General features: G+C 73.9%; 20 protein-coding genes and 2 pseudogenes. 6 read left to right on the plus strand and 16 right to left on the minus strand.

Annotation, left to right across the window (positions count from 1 at the left end; translation table 11 throughout):
* Nucleotides 1–6: 6 nt before the first annotated feature.
* Nucleotides 7–1,632, plus strand: a complete 1,626-nt coding sequence (locus AB0P24_RS10760) for a GAF domain-containing sensor histidine kinase (protein WP_365792470.1) — start codon at nt 7–9, stop codon at nt 1,630–1,632.
* Nucleotides 1,633–1,840: 208 nt separating this feature from the next.
* Here AB0P24_RS10760 and AB0P24_RS10765 read toward each other — a convergent pair whose 3' ends face one another.
* The 4 genes and pseudogenes from AB0P24_RS10765 to AB0P24_RS10780 form a co-directional block, all read right to left on the minus strand.
* Complete coding sequence (locus AB0P24_RS10765; protein ID WP_365792341.1) at nt 1,841–2,560, minus strand: response regulator transcription factor; 720 nt, start codon at nt 2,558–2,560, stop codon at nt 1,841–1,843.
* 95 nt (nt 2,561–2,655) lie between these two features.
* Complete coding sequence (locus AB0P24_RS10770) at nt 2,656–3,324, minus strand: vitamin K epoxide reductase family protein (protein ID WP_365792343.1); 669 nt, start codon at nt 3,322–3,324, stop codon at nt 2,656–2,658.
* 113 nt (nt 3,325–3,437) lie between these two features.
* Nucleotides 3,438–3,905 (minus strand): annotated as a pseudogene (locus AB0P24_RS10775) (hypothetical protein); the annotation flags it as partial.
* Nucleotides 3,906–4,267: 362 nt separating this feature from the next.
* Entirely contained in the window at nt 4,268–5,326 is a 1,059-nt protein-coding gene (locus AB0P24_RS10780) for a chitinase (protein ID WP_365792345.1), read from the minus strand.
* Nucleotides 5,327–5,524: 198 nt separating this feature from the next.
* On the opposite strand from AB0P24_RS10780, the gene AB0P24_RS10785 reads away from it, so the two are divergent.
* The gene (locus AB0P24_RS10785) at nt 5,525–6,565 is read left to right on the plus strand and encodes an NlpC/P60 family protein (protein ID WP_365792347.1); all 1,041 of its coding nucleotides are present in this window, start codon (nt 5,525–5,527) and stop codon (nt 6,563–6,565) included.
* A 16-nt stretch (nt 6,566–6,581) separates the two neighbouring features.
* On the opposite strand, the gene AB0P24_RS10790 is transcribed toward AB0P24_RS10785, so the two are convergent.
* The 3 genes from AB0P24_RS10790 to AB0P24_RS10800 are packed head-to-tail and all read right to left on the minus strand — an operon-like array spanning nt 6,582 to nt 8,772.
* Nucleotides 6,582–7,244, minus strand: a complete 663-nt coding sequence (locus tag AB0P24_RS10790; protein WP_365792472.1) for a response regulator transcription factor — start codon at nt 7,242–7,244, stop codon at nt 6,582–6,584.
* Between the two features lie 26 nt (nt 7,245–7,270).
* The gene (locus tag AB0P24_RS10795) at nt 7,271–7,441 is read right to left on the minus strand and encodes a hypothetical protein (protein ID WP_365792349.1); all 171 of its coding nucleotides are present in this window, start codon (nt 7,439–7,441) and stop codon (nt 7,271–7,273) included.
* Nucleotides 7,438–8,772 (minus strand): sensor histidine kinase, encoded by a 1,335-nt coding sequence (locus AB0P24_RS10800; RefSeq protein ID WP_365792351.1) that lies wholly within the window; start codon nt 8,770–8,772, stop codon nt 7,438–7,440. Before AB0P24_RS10800 ends, AB0P24_RS10795 begins: the two co-directional genes overlap by 4 nt.
* Before the next feature lie 183 nt (nt 8,773–8,955).
* Between AB0P24_RS10800 and AB0P24_RS10805 the strand changes: the two genes are divergently transcribed.
* Genes AB0P24_RS10805 through AB0P24_RS10815 form a run of 3 tightly spaced genes read left to right on the plus strand, consistent with a single transcriptional unit; the run spans nt 8,956 to nt 12,502 of the window.
* A complete protein-coding gene (locus AB0P24_RS10805) occupies nt 8,956–9,195 on the plus strand; it encodes a hypothetical protein (protein WP_365792353.1) in 240 nt (79 codons plus the stop codon).
* Nucleotides 9,192–9,941 carry an ABC transporter ATP-binding protein gene (locus tag AB0P24_RS10810; RefSeq protein ID WP_365792355.1) on the plus strand — a complete coding sequence of 250 codons (750 nt, stop codon included), beginning with the start codon at nt 9,192–9,194 and terminating at the stop codon, nt 9,939–9,941. Before AB0P24_RS10805 ends, AB0P24_RS10810 begins: the two co-directional genes overlap by 4 nt.
* Nucleotides 9,942–9,943: 2 nt before the next feature.
* Complete coding sequence (locus AB0P24_RS10815; RefSeq protein ID WP_365792357.1) at nt 9,944–12,502, plus strand: ABC transporter permease; 2,559 nt, start codon at nt 9,944–9,946, stop codon at nt 12,500–12,502.
* 299 nt (nt 12,503–12,801) lie between these two features.
* Here the strand turns inward: AB0P24_RS10815 and gndA are convergent, their stop codons facing one another.
* On the minus strand, nt 12,802–14,241 hold the full coding sequence (gene gndA, locus AB0P24_RS10820) for an NADP-dependent phosphogluconate dehydrogenase (protein WP_365792359.1): 1,440 nt from the start codon (nt 14,239–14,241) through the stop codon (nt 12,802–12,804).
* 490 nt (nt 14,242–14,731) lie between these two features.
* Here gndA and AB0P24_RS10825 point away from each other — a divergent pair.
* Nucleotides 14,732–15,100: pseudogene (locus tag AB0P24_RS10825) on the plus strand (M23 family metallopeptidase); the annotation flags it as partial.
* A gap of 354 nt (nt 15,101–15,454) precedes the next feature.
* Here the strand turns inward: AB0P24_RS10825 and AB0P24_RS10830 are convergent.
* From AB0P24_RS10830 to AB0P24_RS10865, 8 genes are read right to left on the minus strand one after another with little or no spacing between them, the layout of a single operon-like run.
* A complete protein-coding gene (locus tag AB0P24_RS10830) occupies nt 15,455–17,092 on the minus strand; it encodes a zinc ribbon domain-containing protein (RefSeq protein WP_365792361.1) in 1,638 nt (545 codons plus the stop codon).
* On the minus strand, nt 17,089–17,649 hold the full coding sequence (locus AB0P24_RS10835; RefSeq protein ID WP_365792363.1) for a phage tail protein: 561 nt from the start codon (nt 17,647–17,649) through the stop codon (nt 17,089–17,091). The genes AB0P24_RS10830 and AB0P24_RS10835 overlap by 4 nt, the downstream gene beginning before the upstream one ends.
* Nucleotides 17,650–17,677: 28 nt before the next feature.
* Nucleotides 17,678–19,639, minus strand: coding sequence for a putative baseplate assembly protein (locus AB0P24_RS10840; protein ID WP_365792365.1), 1,962 nt, complete (start codon nt 19,637–19,639; stop codon nt 17,678–17,680).
* Nucleotides 19,640–19,644: 5 nt separating this feature from the next.
* On the minus strand, nt 19,645–20,088 hold the full coding sequence (locus tag AB0P24_RS10845) for a GPW/gp25 family protein (protein ID WP_365792367.1): 444 nt from the start codon (nt 20,086–20,088) through the stop codon (nt 19,645–19,647).
* A 40-nt stretch (nt 20,089–20,128) separates the two neighbouring features.
* The gene (locus AB0P24_RS10850; protein WP_365792369.1) at nt 20,129–22,039 is read right to left on the minus strand and encodes a VgrG-related protein; all 1,911 of its coding nucleotides are present in this window, start codon (nt 22,037–22,039) and stop codon (nt 20,129–20,131) included.
* Nucleotides 22,039–22,761, minus strand: a complete 723-nt coding sequence (locus AB0P24_RS10855; RefSeq protein ID WP_234543889.1) for a tail protein X — start codon at nt 22,759–22,761, stop codon at nt 22,039–22,041. Before AB0P24_RS10855 ends, AB0P24_RS10850 begins: the two co-directional genes overlap by 1 nt.
* 60 nt (nt 22,762–22,821) lie before the next feature.
* The gene (locus AB0P24_RS10860; RefSeq protein ID WP_365792371.1) at nt 22,822–23,244 is read right to left on the minus strand and encodes a phage tail protein; all 423 of its coding nucleotides are present in this window, start codon (nt 23,242–23,244) and stop codon (nt 22,822–22,824) included.
* Nucleotides 23,245–23,283: 39 nt separating this feature from the next.
* The gene (locus AB0P24_RS10865; RefSeq protein WP_365792373.1) at nt 23,284–24,090 is read right to left on the minus strand and encodes a hypothetical protein; all 807 of its coding nucleotides are present in this window, start codon (nt 24,088–24,090) and stop codon (nt 23,284–23,286) included.
* Between the last annotated feature and the right edge of the window lie 1,243 nt (nt 24,091–25,333).

The raw sequence follows: 25,333 nt of genomic DNA on the forward strand, positions 1-25,333 counted from the left end.
GAGCGGATGCACGGTCTCCTCGACGCCGTCACGAACATCGGGCGCGGCCTGGAGCTCCCCCAGGTCCTGCGGAGCATCGTGCAGGCGGCGGTCGCCCTCACCGACGCCGAGTACGGAGCCCTCGGGGTGATCGGCGACGGGCAGCGGCTGTCGGAGTTCCTGACGGTGGGGATCGCGGACGACCTCGTGGCCCGGATCGGTCAGGCCCCGTGCGGGCGCGGCATCCTCGGCGAGCTGATCCACCACCCCGTCCCGCTCCGGCTGACGGACCTCGCCGACCACCCGGCCAGCTACGGCTTCCCCGAGCACCATCCGCCGATGCGGACGTTCCTCGGGGTGCCCATCCGGGTGCGGGACGAGGTGTTCGGCAACCTGTACCTGACCGAGAAGCGCGGCGGCACGGACTTCGACGCCGACGACGAGACCGTGCTGTCCGCGCTGGCCAACGCGGCCGGGGTGGCCATCGACAACGCCCGCTCGTACCGCGAGAGCCGCCGCCGGGAGCAGTGGCTGGAGGCGCTCGGCGAGATCACCCGCGCTCTCCTCGGCGGGACCGGGGTCCGCGAGGTGCTGCGTCTGATCGCCAGGCGGGCGAGCGAGGTGGCCGACGCCGACCAGACCGTCGTCCTGCTCCCGGACCGGGCCGACGCCGGCCGGCTCACGGTGGAAGTGGCGCACGGAGCCGACGCCGAGCACGTGCAGGGGCTGCGTCTTCCGGTAAGCGGTTCGCTGGCGGGGCTGGCCGTCCGCACCGGTGCGCCCGCGGCCACCGCGGACATCACGGCCGACTCCCGGGCCCTCGCGCTCGGCGACGCCGGGGACCGTATGACGGCGTACGGCCCGGCCGTGGCGGTGCCGCTGCCCCTGGACTCCTCGGCGTGCGGCGCGCTGCGGCTGAGCCGGCGTACCGGACGGGCGGCCTTCGACGACACCGAGGTGGCCCTCGTCTCGCGCTTCGCCGACCAGGCCGCGATCGCCTGGGAACTCGCCCGGCGCCGCGCCGAGTCCGAGGAACTGGCCGTCATGCAGGAACGCGACCGCATCGCCCGTGACCTGCACGACCTGGCCATTCAAAGGCTGTTCGCCACCGGCATGACCCTGCGCAGCGCCACCCGCGGCATCGACCGCCCGGACGCCGCCGAGCGTGTCTCGCGCGCGGTGAAGGACCTGGACACCACTGTTCAGATCATCCGCTCCACCATCTTCGAACTGCGCTCCGCCGGCGACGACCGCGGCGGACCGGGGCTGCGCCGCCGCCTGCCCGAGACCGCCCGGCTGGCCGCCCAGTCCCTGGGCTTCAGCCCGTCCCTGCGGATAGACGGGCCGGTCGACTCCACCGTCCCCGGCGACGTGGCCGAGCACGTGCTCGCCGTGACCGCCGAAGCCCTCAGCAACGTCGCCCGGCACGCGCGGGCCCACCACGCGGACGTCGTACTGACCGTGCCGTCGGCCGGGGACCGCCTCACTCTCACGGTGCAGGACGACGGGGTGGGCCTGGGCGCTGCCGAGCCGACCGGCGGGCTGGCCAACCTGCGCTCCCGCGCCGAGCAGTACGGCGGGACACTGACCGTCGAGTCCCTGGCCGCGGGCGGCACCCGGCTCGTGTGGCAGGTGCCCCTGCCCCCCGGCTGAACAACGCCGATCCGCTGCCTGCCGGTGGATCCGTTGCCTGCGGGCGGACCCACTGCCTGCGGGCGGATCTGCTGCCTGCGGGTGGATCTGCTGCCCACCGGCGGACCCACTGCCCACCGGCGGACCCACTGCCTACCGGCGGATCTGCTGCCCACCGGCGGACCCACTGCCTGCGGGTGGATCTGCTGCCTGCGGGCGGACCCGCTGCCTACCGGTGGATCTGCTGCTCCCGCAGCCGCTCCGCGAGCAGCGCGGCCTGGACCCGGCGGCCCACGCCCAGCTTGGCCAGGATGGCCGAGACCCGGTTCTTGACCGTCTTCTCCGCGAGGAACAGCCGATCGGCGATCTGCCGGTTGGTCAGTCCCTCTCCGATCAGCTCCAGGATCTCCAGCTCGCGCGGCGACAGCCGCTCCAGCTCGGGTGAGACGGCCGGTTCGGGCTCCGGCTGGGGGGCGCGCAGCCGCGCCATCACCCGCGCAGTGGCCCGCGGATCCAGCAGGGACGCCCCGCCCGCCACCGTGCGCACGGCGTCCACCAGGTCGGAGCCGTCGATCCGCTTGAGCACATACCCCGCCGCCCCCGCCATGATCGCGTCGAACAGCGCCTCGTCGTCATCGAACGACGTCAGCATCAGACAGATCAGCTCCGGCATCCCGGCCCGCAGCTCCCGGCACACCTCGACCCCCGCGTGGTCCCCGCTGCCGCCCTCGCCCAGCCGCACGTCCAGCACCGCGACGTGCGGACGGACCGCGGGCACCCGGGCCAGCGCCTCCCGCGCGGTCGCCGCCTCCCCGGCCACGACGATGTCCGGCTCGGCCTCCAGCAGGTCCCGCACCCCACGCCGTACCACCTCGTGGTCGTCGAGGATGAACACCCGCAGTGGGGCGGCCGGGGCGGGGGCAGGGCCGGTGTGCGTACGCGCTTCCACGAAAGACCAGCCTACGGCCTACGGCCTGCGCCCTTCGTCGCAGCCGTCGGACGTCCCCGGGTCCCGGCCGCCGTGCCACCGGCCGGCCGGAGCGCTCAGAGCAGTGTCTGCCAGTAGTCCCACCACCGGGTCGCGATCAGCATCACGATGGCCAGGTACCAGGTGACCGGCACCACCCAGTGGAACTCCAGCGCCCCCGCCACCACGGCGCGGGGCGCGCGGATGATCCCGTGGCGCAGGTTGTGCACAGTGACGTACCAGAACATCGCGATGGTGGCCGCCCAGGCCAGGCAGCACCACAGGCACAGCGCGCCGATCTCGTACAGCGCCTGGCTCATCAGCCACATGCAGAATGCCGTGCCGAGCGCCGTGCCCGTGTGCAGACCGAGCCAGAACCAGCGGCGGTAGCGGGCGCCGGCCAGCAGCGCGCAGCCGACGGCGACCACCACCGGGTAGGTGAGCAGGCCCAGCAGCGGGTTGGGGAAGCCGAACACGCCTGCCTGATGGCTCTGCATCACGTTCGAACACGACAGCACCGGGCTGAGGTTGCACGACGGGCTGAAGTGCGGGTCCGCAAGCAGCTGGAACTTGTCGATGGTGATCACGAAGGAGGCCAGGATGCCGAGCGCGCCGGACACGATCAGCAGCCAGGCGAAGGCGCGCGAGGCACCGGTGGCGTCCTTGGAAGTGATCTCCCGCTCCCGTCCCGCCGCCCGGTCCTTGGCGGTGCGGAGGCGCACGTTGGCGGTCGTACTGCTGGTCATAGGGGTTGTTCCGCCTTACAGGTGGTCAACGGGGGCTCCGGGCCCACGGGGGTCGGGAGGCGACTGCCGCGGCGGCGACCGGTGTCCCGCGCCGGTCCGCCCGGGATCGCCCCGCGGGCGGCCCCCTGCGGCCACACGACCTCGACCGGAACACCGTGGGCGCGCGCGTACGCCACCAGGTGCGCGGTGGCGTCACGGCCGTTGGACGGCGAGCCGTCCCACACGGCCAGCAGCTGTCGGCACTCCGCGACGATCTGCTCGTCCGCGCCGACGCACGCGTCCCTGTCGGCCGGGTCGTACGCCAGCAGCCGCACCCACCGGGCGAGGGACGCCAGCTCGCCGACCGCCACCCGGTCCCGCTCCGGCAGCAGCGCGGGCACCATCCCCTGGGTGGGGGTCACCAGGGTCAGCTCCCGCTCCGCCGCCCGCACCGCCCGCCCGAACGCCACCGGCACACCGGCCCCGGCCCGCACCAGCGCCGTCCCGCGCCCGGGGAACCGCTCCAGCGCAGCCCGCAGCTCGGCCTCCAGCAGCCTGAGCGTGTCCGGGGTCAGGTCGGGGTGCCCGACGGCCGCGATCATCTCCGTGCTCGCTTCCCCGTCATACGACGTTCTCCCTTCCGTCCTCGTGGTGCGCGGACCCGCCCGGGCCGCGCCCGTGGTCGGGATCGCGTCGCCGAGCCCACGGGCGGACCAGAGCAGTGCAGGCGGGACCGCGCGGGATCAGTGAAGTCACCGCGTCGGACGGTCGACAAGGGCCGAAAGGCCCTGGCCCCGCCGTGTTCGGGACCGCCTTCCACGGCACCCGTCGGGCGCCCGCCGGAAGACGTACCGCGCGCCGACCGACAGGGCGACGACGGCGCGGCGGCCGCCGGCCGGGCTGGGGCGGGGAAGCCGCCGGCGCAGGCGGCGCGCCGACGGCGTCGGAGCGTGGCGACGGCTGCCTATCGGCGGGGGCCGCCGAACCTGGCGAAGGTGTGGCTGAAGTACCAGGGGTCCTGGGCGATTCCGGAGCAGGCGTTGGCGCCGGCGGTGCCGACGCAGTCGCCGTTGTCGCGCTGCAGGGCCCAGAAGGAGAGGGTGTCGATGCCCTGGGCGGCGGCCCAGCGCTCGACCGTGGCGGCGTTCTGGGTGGTGAAGGTCTCCGCGGGGCCGTAGTCGTCGATGCCGGGCATCTCGGTGACGCCGATCGTGCCCCACAGGTCCTTGGCGCTCTTGTGCGGGTAGAGCGCGTGGAGCTGGGCGTGCAGGCCGTCGGCCGCGGTCTTCGTGTCGGTGGCCATGTCGTGGGCGGCGCCGTCGTAGTAGTCGAAGGTCATGATGTTGACGACGTCCACGCGCGCGTGGTCGGCGACGGCGTTCTCCAGGACGGCCAGGGCGTCGTCCTCCAGGCCCTTGGTGGTCGTCGGCAGGGTGTAGGAGAACTGGAGCGGGTGGCCGGTGCGTCCGGCCCAGTGCTCGGCCTTGGCGATCGCCTTGTTGCGGCGGTCGATTCCGGCCGTGTCGGCGAGCGAGTCCGCCTCGACGTCGAGGTCGATGCGGCTGATGCCGTACGTCGTGACGAGCTTCTCGTAGACCCCGGCGATGGCGTCCACGTCGGTGCAGCTGTCGGCGAGTTCGGTGCCGGTGGTGTCGGCGCTGTAGCCGCCGAAGGAGGGGATGGCGTTGCCGCCGCGGGCCTGGAGGGCGGCTATGTCGGCGCCGAAGGTGCCCGCGGCGACGGGCTGGGTGGCGTCGCCGTTCCAGTCGGCGGTGCAGGAGCCCGCGGCGGGTGTCTGGAGGAAGGCGAGGGTGAGGTACTTGTTGCCGGACTCGGCGGCGAGGGCGGCGGGGCTCTCGCCGGTCCAGGCCTCGAAGTAGGGGGCCGCGACATGGGCGGGCATGGGCTTGGCCGCGTGCGCGGTGGCGTGCGGAGCCGCGTGCGCGGCGCCTGCCCCGAGGGCAACGAGCGCGGCGGACAGGGCGGTTGCGGGCAGGGCGTGCACAGCACGAGTGCGTCTCATGGACGCCCATATTTGGACTAGACCAATTGACTGTCAAGGTTCTTTACAATTACCAGACCCTTCCGTCCGACAAGGCGTCAGAAGCCGGTTCCTCACAGTCGGTTCCGGCCAAGAATTTTCATGCGAAGATTTGAACTGACCATAAGAGAGTCATTAGGGTCTGTTGCCCGAACCTCTGCTCGGAAGGAGCTCGCCTCCGTGGCGTCCCACCGTCGTGCCAAGCAGCCGGGCCGTGCCCGTGTCACTGTGCTCACCTCCGCCGCCGCTGCCGCCGTGGCACTCAGTTCCCAGGCGGCCAACGCCGCGCCCGCCGAGAAGCCGAGCAAGGACGAGGTCAAGTCCCGGGTCGACAAGCTCTACGAGCAGGCCGAGCAGGCCACCGAGAAGTTCAACGGGGCCAAGGAGAAGCAGGAGAAGCTCCAGAAGCAGATATCCGCGCTTCAGGACTCGGTCGCGCGCGGGCAGGACGACCTGAACGAACTGCGGGACGGCATCGGCTCCATGGCCACCGCCCAATACCGCAGCGGCGGCCTCGACCCCTCCCTGCAACTGTTCCTCTCCTCCGACCCGGACAGCTACCTGGACAAGGCGTCCACGCTCGACCAGTTGAGCAGCCAGCAGGTCGAGACGCTGAAGAAGATCCAGGCCAAACAGCGTGAACTCGCGCAGCAGCGGGCGGAGGCGACCGGCAAGCTCAAGGACCTGGCCGCCACCCGTACCGAACTCGGCAAGAAGAAGAAGGAAGTCCAGGCCAAGCTGGCCGAGGCGCAGAAGCTGCTCAACAGCCTCACCGCCGCCGAGAAGGCCGCGCTGACCGCCGAGCAGGAGCGCGCCAGCCGTTCGTCCAGCACGCGGGTGGACCTCGGCAACGACACCTCCGCCACCGGCAGGGCCGCCGCCGCCTTCGCCGCCGCCAAGACCAGGCTCGGCTCCCCGTACGTCTACGGCGCCACCGGCCCGTCCTCCTTCGACTGCTCGGGCCTGACCTCCTGGGCCTACGCGCAGGCCGGCGTCTCCATACCCCGTACCTCCGAGTCCCAGTCGACGATCGGCACCAAGATCTACTCGACCTCGGGCCTCCAGGTCGGCGACCTGGTCTTCTTCTTCAACGACCTGCACCACGTGGGCCTGTACGCGGGCAACGGCCAGATCCTGCACGCCCCGCGCACCGGCACGGTCGTCCGCTACGAGTCGATGAGCACCATCGGCGGCCCGTTCATGTTCGGCGTCCGCGTGTGAGCCGCTCCCCCGGGGGTCAGCGAGTGCGCGCGCGGGTGTCCTCCAGGTAGTGCAGGACCGCCGCCACCCGGCGGTCCACCCGATCGGCCGGGGACAGGTCGAGCTTGGCGAAGATGGACCGGATGTGCTTGTGGACGGCGCCGTCGGTGACGACGAGCCGTTCGGCGATCGCGGAGTTGCCGAGGCCTTCCGCCATCAGCGCCAGCACGTCGCGCTCGCGGGGGGTGAGCCGTTCCAGGCGGGTGTCCTGGCGGGAACGGGTGAAGAGCTGGGCGACGACCTCGGGGTCGATCGCGGTGCCGCCGCGCGCCACCCGGTGCAGGGCGTCCAGGAACTCCTCGACCCGGCCCACCCGCTCCTTCAGCAGATAGCCGAGCCCGCCGGCCCCGCCGGTGAGCAGCTGGGTGGCGAAGCTCTGCTCGACGTACGCCGACAGGACGAGGACCGAGAGACCGGGGTGGCGCCGCCTGGCCTCGACGGCCGCGCGGATGCCTTCGTCGGTGTGGGTGGGCGGCATCCGGACGTCGAGGATGGCGACGTCCGGCGCGTACGCCTCGACGGCGTCCAGCGCCTCCTCCGCGGTACCGGCGGTGGCGGCCACGTCCATCGACTCGGCCCGCAGCAACAGGGCGAGCCCCTCACGGAGCAGGGGGTCGTCCTCGGCGATCACGATGCGCAGGGACGGGGCGTCGTCGTCGGGCGCCTCTACCCCGCCTGCCGCCCGCACGTCGCCGGGTGCCGCCGCGTTTCGCGGTGGTTTTTCCGCGCCGGGTGCCGCCGCGCCTGGCCGTGCAGGTCCTCGGCCGTGCGCAGGTCCTCGGCCGTGCGCAGGTGCTCCGCCGTGCGCAGGTGCTCCGCCGTGGGCAGGTGCTTCACGATCCACTGGGCAGGTCCACTTCCAGAGTTGTCGGGCCGCCGGGCGGGCTGGCCAGGCGGAGGGTGCCGTCGTGGGCCGCTAGCCGGCGGCGGATGCCGCCCAGCCCGGAGCCGTCGGTCTCCTCGGCGCCGCCCCGGCCGTCGTCGGCGACGGTGAGGCGCAGCCGGCCGCCCCGGGCCCGGACGGTCACGGTGACCGTCCGGGCGCCGCTGTGCTTGGCCACGTTGGTCAGGGCCTCGGCGACGACGAAGTAGGCGGTCGCCTCGACGGAGGCGGCACAGCGTTCGGGGGCGTCCACGTCGATCCGGCAGGGCACCGGGCAGTCGGCGGCGAGGCCGGACAGCGCGCCCGCGAGCCCCCGGTCGTCCAGGACCGGCGGCAGGATGCTCCGCGAGACCGTGCGCAGGTCGGCCAGCGCCTGCTCGGCGGCGGACTGGGCGCGCTCCAGGATCTCGTCGGCGCGGGACGGATCGCGCGCCACCTGGCGGCGGGCGGCGCCGAGCAGCACGGTGACCGACACCAGCCGGTTCTGCGTACCGTCGTGCAACGCCCGCTCGATGCGCCGCAGTTCGGTGGCGTGGGCGTCGAGCGCGGCGGCCCGGGTGGCGGTGAGTTCCGCGACCCGCAGCGAGAGGTCCTGGTCGGGTCCGGCGGCGAGCAGCCGCCGTCCGGGAGCCGCCTGGAGCCGGGCCATGCCGGGGGTCAGGCCCAGGGTGACGGCGGTCGCCCCGATCCCGAACGCGCAGACGGCGAAGGCGTCCGCCCAGGAGTGCGCGATGCCGTAGCCGAAGGAGGTGGCGGTGGTGTCCACGGGCGTGAACCGCCAGTACAGCGGGAACGCCGTGTCCCGTACGCCGGACAGCGGCAGCAGGAGTCCGGCCAGGCCCAACAGCAGTCCCGCGGTGCCGTGCCGGGCCAGCCAGTCCAGTTCCCGCCGGGTGGTGGGATCGGCGAGGGCCGGCCGCAGCCGGGTCGGCGGGGCCGGATCCGGGGCGACCACGTCGGGGCCGCGCCGGCCGAGCCGTTCGCGTTCCCGGCCGGCCAGGGCGTGCAGCGCGCGGAGCAACAGCGGCGCCAGGAGGAGCCCGGCGCCCAGCGGCGCGGTCACCGCGGCGGCCACGAGCGACAGGAGCAGGGCGAGGGCCATGGCGGCCGTACCGAGTCCGCCGACGAGCTCCGCGACCGCCCCGCCGGCGGCCCGCACCGTCCGCCCGGTGACGGTCTTCAGACCCTCCCGCCCGAACGCGCCCGCGTCTTCGCTCCGGTCCTCGCTCCCGCCGTCGCTCCCGCCCTCGTGCGCGCGGTCCGGCCGGGTGCCGGTGCCAGCCATCGGCAGCCCTCCCCTCCACACCGACGACCCTAGGGCGTACGACAGTCGGCCGGACCCCCGAGCCGCGGAAAGTACAGCCTGCTGTACCTGCGATCCGGCGGTACGCGGGATCGGCCGCGGAGCGTCACGGTCCGTAGCGTCGGGGCCCGTACCCAGAACGTCGGCTCCAAGCAGGAGGTCCCCGTGGCCCACCCCGACCCGTACCGACTCACCGGCACACCGCCCGCCGACAGCCGAGGCGCCGGAACCGGCGGCGTGGACCTCACCCGCACCCTGCTCTGGGCCCTGCTCGTTCTGAGCGCCGCCGCCAACATGGCGACCTCGTACGGCGGTGCCGCCCCCTGGGTCAACGTGGCCTGCGGGGTGGTGACCCTGTTCAGCGCGGGCACCCTGGTCGTACGTAGGCTGCGCGGCCGCCGATGAGCGCGACCGCGACGGACACCGCCCGCCGGGCCCCGGCCATCGCGCTCGCGGGCGTCGGCAAGACGTACGCGGGCGGGGTACGGGCCCTGGAAGATGTGTCGCTCACCGTGGAACACGGCACCTTCCTCGCCGTGATGGGCCCCTCGGGCTCCGGCAAGAGCACGCTGATGCACTGCGCGGCGGGCCTGGACACGCCGACGTCGGGCAGTATCCGCATCGACGGCCGGGAGATCACCGGCCTGAACGAGGCCAGGCGCACCGAACTGCGCCGGGAGCACGTCGGGTTCGTCTTCCAGGCCTACAACCTGATCCCGTCCCTCTCCGTCGAGGACAACATCACGCTGCCGCTGCGGCTGGCCGGCCGCCGCCCCGACCGGGACTGGATCCACACCCTGGTCGAACGGGTCGGTCTCTCCGACCGCCTCCCCCACCGCCCCGCCGAACTCTCCGGCGGCCAGCAGCAACGCGCCGCTCTGGTACGGGCGTTGGCCGCCCACCCGGCGGTGGTGTTCGCCGACGAGCCGACCGGCGCCCTCGATCTGCGCAGCGCCCACCAGGTCCTCGACCTGCTCCGGGCCCTCGTCGACGACCTCGGCCAGACGGTCGTGATGGTCACCCACGACCCGGCCGCCGCGGCCCGCGCGCACACCGCGCTGGTGATGGCCGACGGCCGGGTCGTCGAGACCCTGCGCAACCCGGTGGCGAGCCGACTGGCCGCCCGACTCGCCACGTTGGGAGACCGCTAGCCATGTTCCGACTCGCCCTGCGGATGGCCGCGCACCGGATCGCCGCTCTGCTCGCCGTGGCCTGCGCGGTCCTGGGCGGCGCCGCCCTGATCACCGCCACCGGCGTACTGGCCGAGTCCGGGCTCCGCTCCCAGCTGCCACCGGGCCGCCTCGGCGGCGCGGACGTCGTGGTCGCCGCCGACCAGGAGTACCACGTCTCAGGCGATCTGCCGATCGCGCTGCCCGAACGCGCCGTCGTCCCGGCCGGTCTCACCGCCCGCCTGGCAAAGCTGCCCGGTGTCACCCTCGCGGTCGGCGACGTCGGCTTCCCGGCCGCCGTGACGGACCCGCACGGCCGCCTGTCCCCGGTGACCGGTGCGGACCCGGCGGCGGCCGGGCACGGCTGGTCCTCGGCGAAGCTGCTCGCCGACGGCGCCCGCGTCGAGGGCCGGGCCCCGTCCGCGCCCGCCGAGGTGGCGGTGGCCGCGACGACCGGCCTGTCCGTGGGCGACCGGGTGCGCGTCACCGCGAACGGCCGCGCGGCCACGGCCTACCGCGTCTCGGCCCTGGTGCACTCCCCGGACGCGGGCATCTACTTCACGGACGTCAGGGCGGCGGAACTGGCGGCCCGCACCCGCACGAAGACGGCCGGCGCCCCGGCCGGCGCCACCCGCGCCGGCACCGTCGACCTCATAGGCCTCCGCACCCGGCCCGGCGCCACCGGCCAGGTCGCCTCGGCGGTGCGCGCCGCCGTCGCCGGAACCGGTCTGCAGGTCCTCACCGGAGCCGGCCGGGGTACGGCGGTGGCCCCCGGCGCCGGATCCGCGCGCTCCCTCCTCGTCCTCCTCTCCGGCTCCCTCGCCGGAATCGTCCTGCTGATCACCGGGTTCGTGACGACCGGCGCGCTGGGGGTGGCGATCGCCGGGCAGCGCCGCGACCTGGCGCTGATGCGGGCCGTCGGCGCGACCCCACGGCAGATCCGGCGGCTGGCGGCGGCCCAGTCGACGGCCGTGGCCGCCGTGGCCCTGATCCCGGGCATCGCCCTCGGCTACCTGCTCGCCGACCGCTTCCGCACCCTGCTCGTCCACCGGGACGTCCTGCCCGCCCGGCTCCCCCTCACCTTCAGCCCGTTCCCTGCTCTCGCCACCGTGCTCCTCCTCATCCCGGCCGTCCGGATCGCGGCCCGCTGCGCGGCCTGGCGCACTTCGAGGATGCCGGCCACCGAGGCGGTCACCGAGTCCCGCAGCGAGCCCCGCATCCCCTCCCGCCCCCGCACGGTCGCGGGCCTGCTCCTGATGGCCGCCTCCGGTGTCCTGTCCGGCACCCCGCTCCTGCAGCGCACCGCGATCGGTGCCTCCGCCACCTCCATCGCGGGCATCCTCGCCTCGATCGGCCTGGCCCTGGCCGGACCAGCGCTGGTCCGGACGGCGGGGGAAGCGGCCCTACGACGGCTGCGTCCCGGGGTGTCCGCGGCGACCTGGCTGGCCATGTCCAACGTCCGGGCGTACGCGCAGCGCGTCACCGGGGTGATCAGTCCGCTCGCCATGGCGGTGGTGTTCGTGCTGACGTACACCCTCGCGCAGACCACCGTGCTGGCCGCGACCACCGACGACACCCGCACCGGGACACTCGGCCAGTACCGGCTGACCGCGGCCGCCCTCGGCGGGCTTCCGGCGGACACCCTCCCCGCGGTACGACGGCTGCCCGGGGTACGGGCGGCGGCCCCCGTCGGCACGACCACCGTCGTCTGGCCGTACCGCATGTTCGGCGACACCGAGACCGAGTCCGCCGCCGCGCTGATCCTCACCCCCGCCGCGCGGGACGTCCTCGACCTCGGCATGAGCCAGGGCAGCCTGGCCGGACTGACCGGCGCCACGGTCGCCGTGAGCGACGAGGTGGCGGGTCCGCGCGATGCCCGGCCGGGCGCCCGTATCAAGCTGTTCCTCGGCGACGGCGCACCCGTCGAGGCGAAGGTGGTGGCCGTCTACGACCGCGGGCTCGGCTTCGGTCCGGTCGTCCTCTCCCACGACCTGGCCGCCGGGCACACCACGTCCGGCCTCGACCAGAGCGTCCTCGTCCGCACCGACGGCACGGCCACGGCCGAACGCGGTCTCACGGCCCTGACCGCCGCCCGCCCCGGCCTCGCCCTGTCGGACACGGCCGCTCAGGCGGGCGCGGACACCCCGCCCGAGGTGTGGGTGAACCTCGCCGTCGTCGTCGTCCTGCTCGGCTATCTCCTGCTCAGCATCGCCAACCGCCTGGTCGCGGCGACGGCCCAGCGCCGCACGGAGATCGCCGCGCTGCGGCTGACCGGTACGACGCCGAGGCAGATCCTGGCGATGATGCGCCGGGAGGCCGGGGTGATCGCGGTGACGGCCCTGGTCTCGGGCCTGCTCCTGTCCGCGCTGCCGCTGGCGCTGCTGGGCGTGGGCTTCCTGGACCGCCCCTGGCCGGCGGGGCCGGTGTGGCTGCTGCCGGCGGCGGCGGTGACAGTGATCGTCACGGCGTACGTGACGATCGAGCTGCCGACGCGAAGGGCGCTGCGGGTGCCGCCGGCGGAGGCGGTCCGGATGGGTGTCTGACGAGGTCTGACTGCGCCCCGTCAGGGGCGCGGGGCTGCATTTGATTTGCGGCTACCGCCGCGTGGGCGCGACCAGCCACGACGAAGCGTCGGACCGCTGACGGCGTTGCGCGGCACTCCCGGTCGTGCCACCGCCCCCGCTGCGGGTCCGATGTGGCTGGTCGCGCAGTTCCCCGCGCCCCTGAAAACCTGCTCAGCCCTCTGTTACGGGGCGCCCCAAAAACCTGCTCAGCCCTCGGTTTCAGGACGCCCCTGAAAACCTGCTCAGCCCTCGGTTTCAGGACGCCCCTGAAAACCTGCTCAGCCCTCGGTTTCAGGTCGCCCCTCGGTCGCCCAGTGGGTGTGGAAGGCGCCCGCGCGGTCGACGCGGCCGTACGTGTGGGCGCCGAAGTAGTCGCGCTGGCCCTGGAGGAGGGCCGCGGGGAGCCGGTCGGCGCGGAGCGTGTCGTAGTGGGCGAGGGCCGCCGAGAACGCGGGGACGGGAATGCCCCGGCGGGCCGCGGACGCGACCGTCTCCCGCCACGGCACCTGCGCGTCGGCGATCTCCTTCGCGAACTCCGCCTCGGCGAGCAGGCTGACGAGGTCCGGGTCGGCCCGGTAGGCCGCGCGGATCCGGTCCAGGAAGGACGCGCGGATGATGCAGCCGCCCCGCCAGATCCGCGCCACCGCGCCGAGGTCGATCTTCCAACCGTACTCGGCGGCCGCGTCCTGGATCATCGTCCAGCCCTGGTCGTAGGCGATGACCTTCGAGGCGTACAGGGCGTGTTCGACGCGGGAGGCGAAGCGGTCGGCCTCGGTGGCGCTGAGCGGAGGCGTGGTGCCGCCGGGCATCCCGGCGTAGGCGGCGCGCAGTTCACGGCGGCCGGAGGCGGCGCGGGCGAACGTCGCCTGGGCGATCGCGGTGACCGGGGAGGCCAGGTCCAGCGCGGTCTGCACGGTCCAGCGCCCGGTGCCCTTCTGGCCGGCCGCGTCGGTGACGATGTCGACGAAGGGGGCGCCGGTGCCGGCGTCGACGTGCGAGAGGACCTCCGCCGTGATCTCGATGAGGTAGGAGCCGAGACGGCCGCCGTTCCACTCCCGGAAGACGTCGGCGATCTCGGCCGGCGCGTACCCGCCGACCTGGCGCAGCAGGTCGTAGGCCTCCGCGATGAGCTGCATGTCGGCGTACTCGATGCCGTTGTGGACCATCTTCACGAAGTGCCCGGCGCCGTCCGCGCCGACGTGCGTGGCGCACGGCTCGCCGCCCACCTTCGCGGCGATGTCCTCGAACATCGGCCCGAGCACCGCGTACGACTCCGCGGACCCGCCCGGCATGATGGACGGCCCGTGCAGCGCGCCCTCCTCGCCGCCGGAGACGCCCACCCCGACGAAGTGCAGGCCCTTCTCACGCAGCGCGGCCTCGCGGCGCCGGGTGTCGGCGAAGTGGGCGTTGCCGCCGTCGATGACGATGTCACCGGGTTCGAGAAGCGGCACGAACTCGTCGATGACGGCGTCGGTGGCGGCGCCCGCCTGGACCATGATCATGATGCGGCGGGGCCGTTCGAGGGCGCCCACGAACTCGGCCGCGCTCTCGGCGCCGACGAAGTCGCCCTCGCCGCCGTACTCCTCGATCAGCGCACGCGTGCGGGCGGGCGTGCGGTTGTGGACGGCGACCGGGTAGCCGTGCCGGGCGAAGTTCCGGGCCAGGTTGCGGCCCATCACGCCCAGGCCGGTCACGCCGATGGCTGCGGATGCGTTCACGGGGGGACTCCGTTCTGCGGACGCCTGCTGTGCCCGGAGGTACGGGTGGCCGGCGGGCGGGCGTTCAGTTCCGGACCACCCCGGCCTGGACGAGTCCGGCGGAACCGGCCTCGCCGGCCGCGCCGAGCGCCGGGCCGCGCCGCGCCGGTGCCAGGGCCGATGCCGATCATCCGAACAGGCGAAAGTCGCGGGGCCGGGCGCGTGGGGCCGCCTCTCGGCGAGCCGGTCGTCAGAGGATCCGAAGATGCGAACGGATAATCTGCGGCTCCTCACCGCCGCGCTGATGCTCCTCCTGACCGGCGCGTTCCTCACCACGCCCGCCAAGGCCGCCCAGCGCCCGGCCCATTGCGCCTTCGGCCCGCGCAGCACCCCGCCACCCACCACCCGCGGACACGGCACCGACCGCATCGACGGCACCGGCCGCGGCACGGGCAGCCGTCGCGCCGATCACACCGACCACACCGACCAATGGACCGCGCCCACGGTCCACTACCGGCTCTCCGCCCGTTACGCCGCCAAGGGCCATCGCTGGAAACACCGGCACACCGGCCAGGACTTCGCCGTCGACGCCGGCACGCCCGTGTACGCCGTCGGACCCGGCCGCGTCGTGACCGCGACCTGCGGCGACGGCTTCGGCAACCAGGTCGTGTTAATCCATCCCGACGGCTACTACACCCAGTACGCCCACCTGTCCGCCATCGACGTCCGGCCCGGCCAGCGCGTCTCGGCGGGCCAGCGCGTCGGCACGGCGGGCGCGACCGGCAACGCGGACGGCCCCCACCTCCACTTCGAGGTGCGCACCACCCCGCGCATGGGTTCCGCGGTGCCGCCGCTGCCGTGGCTGCGGCACCACGGCGTGGACGTACCGGGAAAGCCGGCCCCGGAACACGCCCGCCCGACGCCGAGCGCCACGACCCCGAGCGTCCCGCCCGCCCCGAGCGCCACGACCCCGAGCGTCCCGGCCACCCCGGCCACGAGCGCCCCGGCCCCGGCCCCGGCCCCGGCCACGAGTGTGCCGCCGTCGCCCGGCCGACCGGTGAGACCCCAGCAGGACCCGACACCCCAGGAGGCCCCGGTGAACCAGTGGAACCCGACGACACTCTGGGATCCGATGACGCTGTGGTACACGGCGACACGGTGACACCCGGCATCACGACGGCAGCGCGCGGGGCCCTGAGGTTCCTGTGGGGCGCCGCGCCGGCCGCCGCCGTCGCTATGAGTTCGCGCTCGACGGGCCGAAGAACTCGATCTCGGCGATGGCCACCTGGGTGTCGGCCGACGCCTGGTACGACGACTCGATCGTGAAGCGGACGGAGACGACGTCCGCCGCGCGGAAGTCGCGGGTCTGGCCGCCGGCCGTCTGGTCGAGGGTGATCTCGCGGGTCTCGGTCTTGCCGTCGGCGGTCTTGATGGTCGCCGTCATGCGGTGCGGCAGGGCCGACTTCTTCAGCTGGTCGTTGTGGGTCGACTCGCCGGAGGTGATGACGACGTTCAGGAGGCGGGTCGGCTCGTCGAAGTGCGCCTCGATCCACTCGCCCTCGCCGGCCTGGGTCACGCCCGGGCCCCACCACGTGTTGTTCAGCTTGTCGAAGACCAGGTCCGGCTTGTGGCCCGCGTACGAGCGGGAGGCGCGGTAACTGTCCGGGGAGACCTGGGCTCGCTTGGCGAAGTGGTCACGGGTGGCGCTGATCGCCTTCGGCGTGTTGACCGCCAGGACCGTGACGCCGGTGAGGACGAGGGCGACCACGATCCAGGTGAGCACGCGGTCGAAGGTGCGGCGGAGGCGGGGGCGGTCGCCTGCCCAGGGGGTCTCTCTGTTGCGGAAGTCGAAGATACGGCGCCACCAGGGGCGGTGGGCCGAGGCGGCGGTGCCGGGGTGGCCGGCCATGGGCATGGCGCAGCGGGTGCAGAAGTGGCGGTCGGGGCGGTTGGGGGTGGCGCACCAGGGGCAGGGGGTGCCGCCGTGGGCGCCGAGGTCTTCGCCGGGGGCGCGGACGGAGGCGGGGCGTTGGGGGGTGGGGCGGCCGGGGAGGACGGGGGCGACGGTGGGGGGTGCGGGGGCCGGTTCCGGGTCGCCTACGGGGATGAGGAGGCGGCGGGCTCGGTCGTGGTCTTCGTCTGCCGGGGGGCGGGGGGTGGGGATGGGGGTGGTTTCGGCGGTGGGTGAGGTGGCGGTGGGTGAGGGCTGGTCGCGCAGTTCCCCGCGCCCCTGACGGGGCGCTGCCGTGGCCGCCCCTGACAGGTCCCCGTGGCTCTGACGGGGCGCTGCCGTACCCGGATCCGACACGTTCCCGTGGCCCTGACGGGGCGCTGCCGTCGCCGGATCCGACCCGTTCCCGTGGCCCTGAAAAGGCGCCGTCGTGGCCGTGTCCGACACGTCCCCGCGCCCCCGACGACCCGCTGCCGGCGCCGCCTCCGGCACGTCCCCGCGCCCCTGAAAAGGCGCCGTCGTGGCCGTGTCCGACACGTCCCCGCGCCCCCGAAGACCCGCTGCCGGCGCCGCCTCCGGCACGTCTCCGTGGCCCTGAAAGGGCGCCGTGGTGGCCGTGTCCGACACGTCCCCGCGTCCCTGAAGACGCGCTGCCGGCGCCGGTTCCTGGTGGGGGCCGTGGGGGTCGGCCGGGGTTGTCGTTGTCGTGGCCCGTGTGTCCCGTGGGGGCAGGCCGGTGCCGCCGTCCCTGCGGGTGAAGGCGTCCCAGGCGGGGCCGGCACCGGAGGTGGGGGCGGGCGGCTGCTGGGGGGGCTCATCCTTGTCGGCCGCCCAGCTCAGGACCGCGCCGCACGCGTCGCAGAATGACCGGCCCGGTTCCGCGACCGTGCCGCACTCTGTGCAGTTCCGGTTGGTCGTCATCGCTGCGGGGTCCTTTCGGCGGACGCGGTCACCTGGACCGTGTAGGGCATGTGAGCGGGGCGGGCGGCGGCCACGAGGTGTTCCAGGCGGACCTCGTCGGCCGGGGTGGGGGAGGGGAGCGTGAGGTGGACGTGCAGGCGGGGGCGGGGTTCGCCGGGGAAGGGGCCCAGCGGGCGGGCGCTCCAGTCGGTGCCGCCGCTCTCCGTGATCTCCGGTGTCACGCCGAAGGCCAGGCGGACCGCCTCGGACAGGCCCCAGGGGGTGCCCCGGAAGCGGTGCAGGTAGGCGGCCGCGGCCACGGCCGCCCGTAGCAGGGGCTCCGATTCGGTGCCGTCGGTCTCGGCGCCGACCCAGTTGCCGAGCCACTCGGCGAAGTCCAGGGGGGCCAGGGCCGGGTCGAAGTAGCTGGGCAGGCAGTCGAGGACGTTCGGGATCGGCGCGATCACGTCGTCCAGTCCGGCGACGAAGCGCAGCGCGAGGTCGTCGTCGGCGAAGACCGCGGGCAGCATCGGGCCGATCGGGACGGAGGATCCGAGGCCGTCGATGGAACCTCTCAACGGACGCCTCCGGTCGGGTCGTTGACGGTCATTCGCCGATCACCCGGACCCGGTGGTCGTAGGAGAAGACCAGGGAAGGGGCGTCCAGGTCGATACGGTCGGTCGGGTCGCCGCGCTTGCCGGTGAGCGGGTCGGCGGGGTGCAGGACCACCTCGTCGACGAGCTCGATGCCGGGAACACGCTGTAGCACCGCGAAGACCTCACCGGCCTGCACCGGGCGCCCGAACGGCCAGCCCTTGCCGTCCGCGCCGCCGGTCAGCGGGTCCAGGTGGCGGTAGAGGGCGTCGTGGGCCTGGCGGCGGACCCGGTCGACGTCCACGCCACGGAAGGCGTGCACGGTGGCGACGACCGTGACGCCCTGGTAGAAGGGCGGGCCGACCGCCAGCCGGGTGCCGATCAGCCGCCGTTCGTCCAGATAGCGGGTGATGCGGTCCAGCAGGGCGTCGCCGGGCACGAGTTGCTCGAAACGGAGCCGGCCGCCCGGGTCGGACACGGCCTGCGGCACCACCAGCACCCGTACCGCGTACGCCCCGTGCTCGCCCTCCTCGCCCTCCAGGCAGGTGATCCGGGCCGTCTCGGGCGCGGCGCGGCGGGCCAGCTCCTCGTAGTCGCGCAGGGTCACCGCCCGCTCCTGGGCGCGCAGCGTGATCGGGGCGCGCACCTTCGCCTCGGCGACCGTCTCGCCGTCCACTCCGCCGCGTGCGGCCTCCCGGTTGACGACCTCCGCCACGTACGGGATGGAGGAGCGCAGGATCTGTACGGCGCCCCGGGCCACGTTGCCGGCCCGGCCCCCGCCGGTGCGGTAGCGGCGGGCCCGGATGACCGCGCCCTTCGGGGCCACCGTGCCGTACTGGCGCAACGAGCCGTCCGGTTCGCGGACCGCGGGGCCGAAGGCGATCTCGCCGGTCGTCGCGTCGAGGGTGATGTGCCGGTCGTCCGGTCCGGAGGCCGCGAAGTGCGGGACGACCTGCCAGTCCGCCCAGCCGCCCTCGCCGTCGTGCTCGGCGGTCTGTAGGAGGAGCGGCGGGCTGTCCCCGACGACGGGGGCGTGGGCGAGCCGCAGGCGCTGGCCGGGCAGGCCGGTGGACTCGCCGAGCGCCTCGTCCTCGACGGTCTCCGCGTGGACGGCCGCGGTCGTGCCGCCCACCGTGCAGGCCTCGACGAACCGGACCGTCGGGGAGGTGGTGTAGAAGGGCTGGTCGGCGTGCGGTTCGGTGACCCGGCACCGCAGCCAGCTGGCCTCCAGGCCGCCGTTGCGGGACAGCACGTGACCGCCGGGGACGTGCAGCACGACCTCGCCGGGGCGGTTGAGGCCGCCGGTGCCGTCCCGGTCGACCTCGCACTCCCGCCAGCCGTCCTCCGTCCACGCCTCCCACACCAGCGGGGGCTGCCGCGGGTCCACGCCGACACCGTCGACCCGGCTGTCCAGGTCCAGGGCGACCGCGCAGTGCGGGACGGCGGCGGAGAGGCCGAGCAGCATGCAGTCACCGGGGTTCGGGGACTCGGTGAAGCACAACAGGTCCTTGCCCTCGGCGAGGTCGTGGGTGAGGTCGACGACGGCCGAGCCCTGCTGCTGCCGCAGCAGGTGCCGCAACTCGCTCGGCACGATGGTCAGTTCGCGCTCGGTCGCGAAGACCACCGCCTCCTGTGTCTCGGTACGGCGGGTCGCCACCTCGGTGCCGACCGGCACCGGAACCGGTTCCTCCTGGGCCGCCGACAGCCAGAACGTCACGTCCGTACGGGCCGCCGACGGCGGGAACAGCGTGATCCCGACCAGGTCCAGGAAGGCGAGGTGGTTCTTCTCCGGGACCCGGTTGAGGCGGTACACGATCTGGTCGGCCATGTGCGCGACCGTCTCCACCAGCGTGATGCCGGGGTCGGAGACGTTGTGGTCGGTCCACTCCGGGGCGCGCTGCTGGATGTAACGCTTGGCGTCGTCGACGAACTGCTGGAAGCGCCGGTCGTCGAGGTTCGGGGAGGGCAGGGCCATCGGGATCAGCGGTCGCTTTCGGAGGAGTCCGGGGAGGCGGGGGGCAGGTCCGGCTCGTCGTGGGAGGGGATGACGTAGAAGGGGAAGACCAGGCTGCGCGGGTTGTTGGTGCCGCGGATCGAGTAGCGGACGTCGATCATCAGCACGCTCGGGTCGGCGCCGGTGGTGACCTCGACGTCCTCGACCTCGATCCGGGGCTCCCAGCGGTCGAGGCTGGCGTGCACCTCGTGCTGGATACGGCCGGCCGTCTGCTCGTTGACGGGGGCGAAGACGAGGTCGTGGATGGCGCAGCCGAACTCCGGCCGCATCGGGCGTTCCCCGGGGGCCGTGGAGAGGATGAGGCGGATGGCCTCTTCCACTTCTTTCTCGCCGCTGACGAGGGCGATGCCGCCGGTGGGGCCGATCCGCAGCGGGAACGACCAGCCGGAGCCGACGAAATGCTCTGCCATCAGCCCCGCACCCGCCTCTCCCGGAAGACCTCGCGCCCGCTCATGCCGGGATCACCATCACCGTCAGGCCGCCCATCATCAGGTTGCCCAGGACCGGCACCTCGGGGGCCTGGATCCCCACCGTGGCGAGGGAGCTGATCGCGACGGCGGCGTTGCCGCGCAGCGACAGGGCGGCGTTCGCCATCAGGTTCACGGCGGCGGCGTTCACGGAGACCGCGCCCGAGGGCGCCTTGATGTCGACGAGTTCCGCGCTCTGGAGGGACAGCGGCCCCCCGCTCCTGATGCTGAGCGCGCCCCCCGCCTTCAGCGAGAGGTTGGCGCCGGCCTCGACCGACACCGACCTGCTGCCCTTGATGGAGACGCTGCCCTTGCTGTCCACGGTGATCTCGGTCTTCTGCCGGTCCAGGAAGACGGTCAGTCTGTCGTCGCCGCTGGCCAGCCGGACGCCCTGTTTGCGGCCCCGCTGGTCGAGCAGGTCCATGCGGTTGCCGACCCGGTCGGAGACGGTGTGCCGGGTGGCCCGGCCGCGCATGCCGTCGTGCAGCGGAACGTCCTTGACCCTGGTCGGCTTGTCCTTGCCGTTGTAGAGGCCGCCGATGACGTACGCGTGGTCGAGGGCGCCGCGGTCGAAGGCGACGAGCACCTCGTCCCCGACGTCCATCGGGAAGACCCCGCCGCCGCGCACCCCGCCCCACTGCATGGTCCGGGTCCAGTCGCTGACGTAGGTGTCGTCCAGCCACGGGAACTTGAGCTTCACCCTGCCCTGCTGGAGCGGGTCCTGCACGTCGGTGACGAGGGCCTGCGCCACGCTGAGCTGCCGGTCGCCGCCGGCGTCCCCGGCACCGCCCGAGGCGACGCCGTAGAGCGACCGCCACTGACGGCCGCTGACGGTCACCCAGGTCTCGTAGTGCTTGGCGTCGCCGAAGACATGCCGTACCGAGGTGACCGTGTACTTCCCCTCGAAGGGGTCCCCGACGTCCGCGAGGGCCACCGGAACCCCGGGCCGCAGCTTGGGATTGCCCCGCACGACCACCTCCACCTCGGCGAACGTCGACGTGACGTCGTCGGAGAGGGCGTCGGCCGCGTACTTCACCTCGGTCTGCTTGTCGTACGGCGTACGCGTCTCGACCAGCTTCGACGTCTTGAACTCGCCGGCCGCCGCGCCCGGGGTGGTGCCGATGCTGTAGCCGGTGTTGCTCGCCGGGGTCACCGTCGCCGTGAGCGTCTTCTTCGTCCGTACGTCCCAGCCGCGCGACTCGACCTTGTTCACCTGGTCGGACGCGGTGACCGCGGTACGCAGCCGCAGGATGTCGTGCCCGGCCTCCAGCACGAACGGGCTCTTGTCGCCGTCGGTCTGCGGCGAGGGCGCCCCGGAGGCGCTCTTCGGCTTCACGAACTGGAACTTGCCGTCCGCGTCCACCGACATGACCATCTCGTTCTCGTCGGCGAGCCGGGACAGGAAGTCCCAGTCGGTGACGTTCGACTGGCTGATGAACTCGTAGACCGTCTTGGTGGCCTGGATCCGCCCGATCGGCACACCGTCCTGCGCGGCCAGCTTGCGGGCGATGTCGGAGGCGGTCTGGTTGCGGTACGCGACGACACGGCGCTGCCGCATCAGCCGGAACCCGTAGTCGTAGCCCCGGACCACGGCGTAGCTGCCGGTGCCGTCGTACTCGGCCTCCATCCCCGTGACCTCACCGGTGAACAGCGGGTCGCCGGTGCCCTGGCCGTCGGAGACCGGCGTGATCACCACCGGGGTGCCGAACTGGACGCCCAGCTTGCCGAGCAGCTTGCGGGACGGGTCGCGGAAGGTCAGCTGGAAGGCGGCGGGCACCCCGACGCCCTGGTCCACATGGGCGTCGACCAGATACCGCCCGTACTCCGAGGTGGCGGTCAGCTCCTTGCCGCCGATGACGACCTTGATGACGTTCGAGAAAGCATGCTTCACCATCAGGACCGCACCTCCTCGGCGGCCGGCAGCACCAGTTCCGTCCCCGCGGGCAGCCACCCCGGGTCGTCGATGTCGTTCGCGGCCGCGATCGCCCGCCAGGCGGCCGCGTCGCCGTACTCCCGCCAGGCCAGCGACTGCAGCGAGTCCCCGGCGACGACCCGGTGCACGCGCTGCGCGGTGAGCGCGCCGGACGTCGGGTTCTGCCCCGCGGTCTTGCTCGGGATCTCGTGCAGCTGGAGCCGGCAGCTGGCCCGGATCGGCATCCCGCTCGTCCCGAAGAGCGAGTAGGAGACGTCCGCGGAGGCGACGTACGCCGTGAAGTTGGCCGTCGAGAACGACCCCCACTGGAAGACCACCCAGGGCGGGGACGGCTGCTTGGCGGCGATGCTCTTGCTGGTGACCTCGCAGCAGGCCAGCAGCGACTCCACCTTCTTCATCACGTCGTTGCTGTCCGGGTCGTCGGACCTGTCCAGGAAGATCTCCACGCTCATCTCACGCGGATGGGTGCCGAGGAACTCCGGCAGCGCGCCGTCCCGTTCGATCGGCGCCGCCGACGACTTCCAGTCCGCCCGGCGGGCGATCGACAGCTGCGCCGGGTTGAACTCGAAGCCGAACGTCTTGATGATGCCGCCCGGGCTGGTGCTGGTGCCCACGGGCGGTTCGTGAATCGCGAGGGTGGCCCGTACGAGGCTCTTGCCGGCGCCCCGGCTGCTCCTGGCCATGATCTGGTCTGCCTCTCAGTCCGCTCTGCTCGCTCTGGCCGCGCTGTCCGCTCCGGCCGCTCAGTCGGTGAAGCCGTGGTGGGCGATCTCCAGGACCTCCGTGGCGATGGACGGGCTGCCCGCGTCCAGGGAGGGTCCCTGCCAGCTCACCGGCAGTACGTCGAGCAGCCCCCACCGGGCCACCTCCGAGCCGTCCGCGCGCAGCGCCGTGATCTGCCCGGTGGGCCGCTCGATCCCCGTCTGCACGGACGAGATCCATTTCGCGACCTTCGTGGTGTCCGGGGTGAGCGGGCGGGTCAGCCGGATGTGGGAGAAGCTGACCCGGGTCGGCAACTGCCACACGAACCCGTTGTTCCCGCCCTCCTGCCGCTGCTCGATCTCCACCTGCGACGACAGTCCCTCGCACCCGTTGAAGTAACCGAGGTCCTCGCCGTCGATGGAGAGGCTGAACCAGACTGTGGTTCCCGGGTCCTGGCGATCCATCGGGAGGCCTTTCTGTGCGGTGGTGCGCGGGCGTGGTGATCAGGGGCGGAAGTCGCGGAGCTTTCCCACGCGTTCGCGGTCGCGGCGGAGTTCGGTGCGGACGTGGCGGGTGATCCGGTCGATGATCCGGTGGACGAGGGCGTCCACCTGGAACTCGGTGAGGGCGCGGGGGTCGAAACCGCCGTCCTCGACCGCCGTGTAGCCGGGCGGCGGATCGTCGGCGGACGCGGCGGACGCGGAGTACCCGGGTGGCGGCGGGTCGTCGGGGGGCGGTGGCTGCCGGGACGTCTGGGTGCGGGAAGCCTCGGCGCGGGCGGTGTGGGTGACCGGCTCTTTTTTCAGGGTGGTCGCGGAGTGGCCGACGGGGAGCGCGGTGGTGAGAGCGTCGCGCTGGACGGTGAGACGGCCGAGGGGGGCCACGGGGAGCGCGGTGGTGGCGGAGATCGGGGCGGTCGGGCGCAGGGGGACGGGGCGAGCGGGCCCGGAGGCGGTGGCGGCCGGCTTGACCGGGAGGGCGGCGGGTGCTGCGGGCGCGGTCGCGGCTCGCTGCACGAAGAGGGGCAGAGGTGCCGTCGGTCCGGCCGGAGGCGGGACGGCCGCGGGGAGGGACGACGGCCGCGCCTGGCGCTGCACGGCTGCCTGGCGGCCCGCGGCGGCGGGGGCCGCGGTGCGCTGGACGAAGGGCGGAACCGGGGAAGAGGGTGCGGCCGTCGCCGAAGGGCCGGTCGTGACGGGGCCGGGAAGCGAGGGCGCCGACGTCGCCGCGAGGCCAGTGGGGGCGGACGGGGCGGACGGGGCGGACGGGGCATGGTCGGCCGTGGTCGTCGGCAGGTCCGGTGCCGACACTCGCTGTCCGGGCCGGGGCGCTTCGGGCGCCCGGCGGGAAGAGGCGGCCGACCGGTCACCCGAAGAACCACTCGGCGTACCGCTCGGCGTACCGCTCGCCGAACCAGTCGACTTGGCGCTCGCCGCTCGCTGCCGCTGCACGGAGGGCACCGCCGTCTGACGGCCGGCGGACCTCGCGGCGGCCGGGCCCGTCAAGGGGGCGCCGAGGCCGAGGCGGGGAGCGCCGGGGGTGGTGGTCGCAGCGGCACGCTGCACGGAAGCGGAGGCGGAGTCGGAGGGCAGCGCTGTCACCGGGGTGGGCCCGGCCGCCGTGGCCGGGCCGGGGGACGTCGGGGCGGGTCCGTGCCCGCGCGGGCCTGGCGGTGTCGGCGCATCCGGCACGGCGGCTCCCGGTACGGCGGCAGCGGAGGGGGCCTGCGGGCCCTCCGCCGACCGCCGCTGTACGGGCACCTCACGGCCACCGCTCCCGGCCACGCGCGACAGCGGAGCGCCGAGGCCGGGGCGAGGGGCTCCCGGAGCCGTCGCTCCGGGTCGGGCATGAGCCGGTGCGGGTACGGGCGTTGCCGCCGCCGTCGAGGTGCCGGCCGCGGTGTCCTGGCGGCCGGGGCCGCCCGGTGGCATCGGCGCGGCAGAGGGTACGGCTCCCCGCTCGGCCGGACGGGGCGCTTCCCGTACGGCGTCAGCGGCGCCCGCACGCTCGGCCGCCCGTCGCTGCACGGACACCTCGCGGCCACCGCTCGCGCCCGGGAACCCGGAGGCTCGCGCGCTCTGCGGGACGGCCGGGGCGTGGGGGGCGGAAGGCGTGGCGCCGGCGGCGGGCGGAGCGTCCGTGACCGCTTCGGCGCCGACGGCTCGGGTGCCGGTGGCCGCGGTGCCTGCGGCGCCGGTGGCCGCCGTGACTGCGGTACTGGTAGCCGCCGTGGCGGTGACGCCGCCGGCCGCCGCGCCTGCGGGACCGGTGGCCGCCGGGCCGGTGACGCCGGTGGCCGCAGGGCCGGTGGCATCGGTGGTCGCGGGACCGGTCCCGGGTACCGGTGCCGAACTCGCCCCCGTGCGGCCCCTTTCCACCGACGGTGGTGTGTGCCCGGCGGACGGCCCCTGGACGGTACGGCGCTGTACGGGGGCGGGTCCGGGGCTGCCCGACGGCTGCTCCGGAGCCACCACAGGCTTGCCGGGCTCCACCGGTGAGACCGGGGCGCGGCCTCCGCTCACCGCCTGCCGTTGCACAGGGGTCCGCGCCCCG

The sequence above is a fragment of the Streptomyces sp. NPDC086519 genome, from assembly GCF_040686075.1.
Classification (GTDB): Bacteria; Actinomycetota; Actinomycetes; order Streptomycetales; family Streptomycetaceae; genus Streptomyces; species Streptomyces shenzhenensis.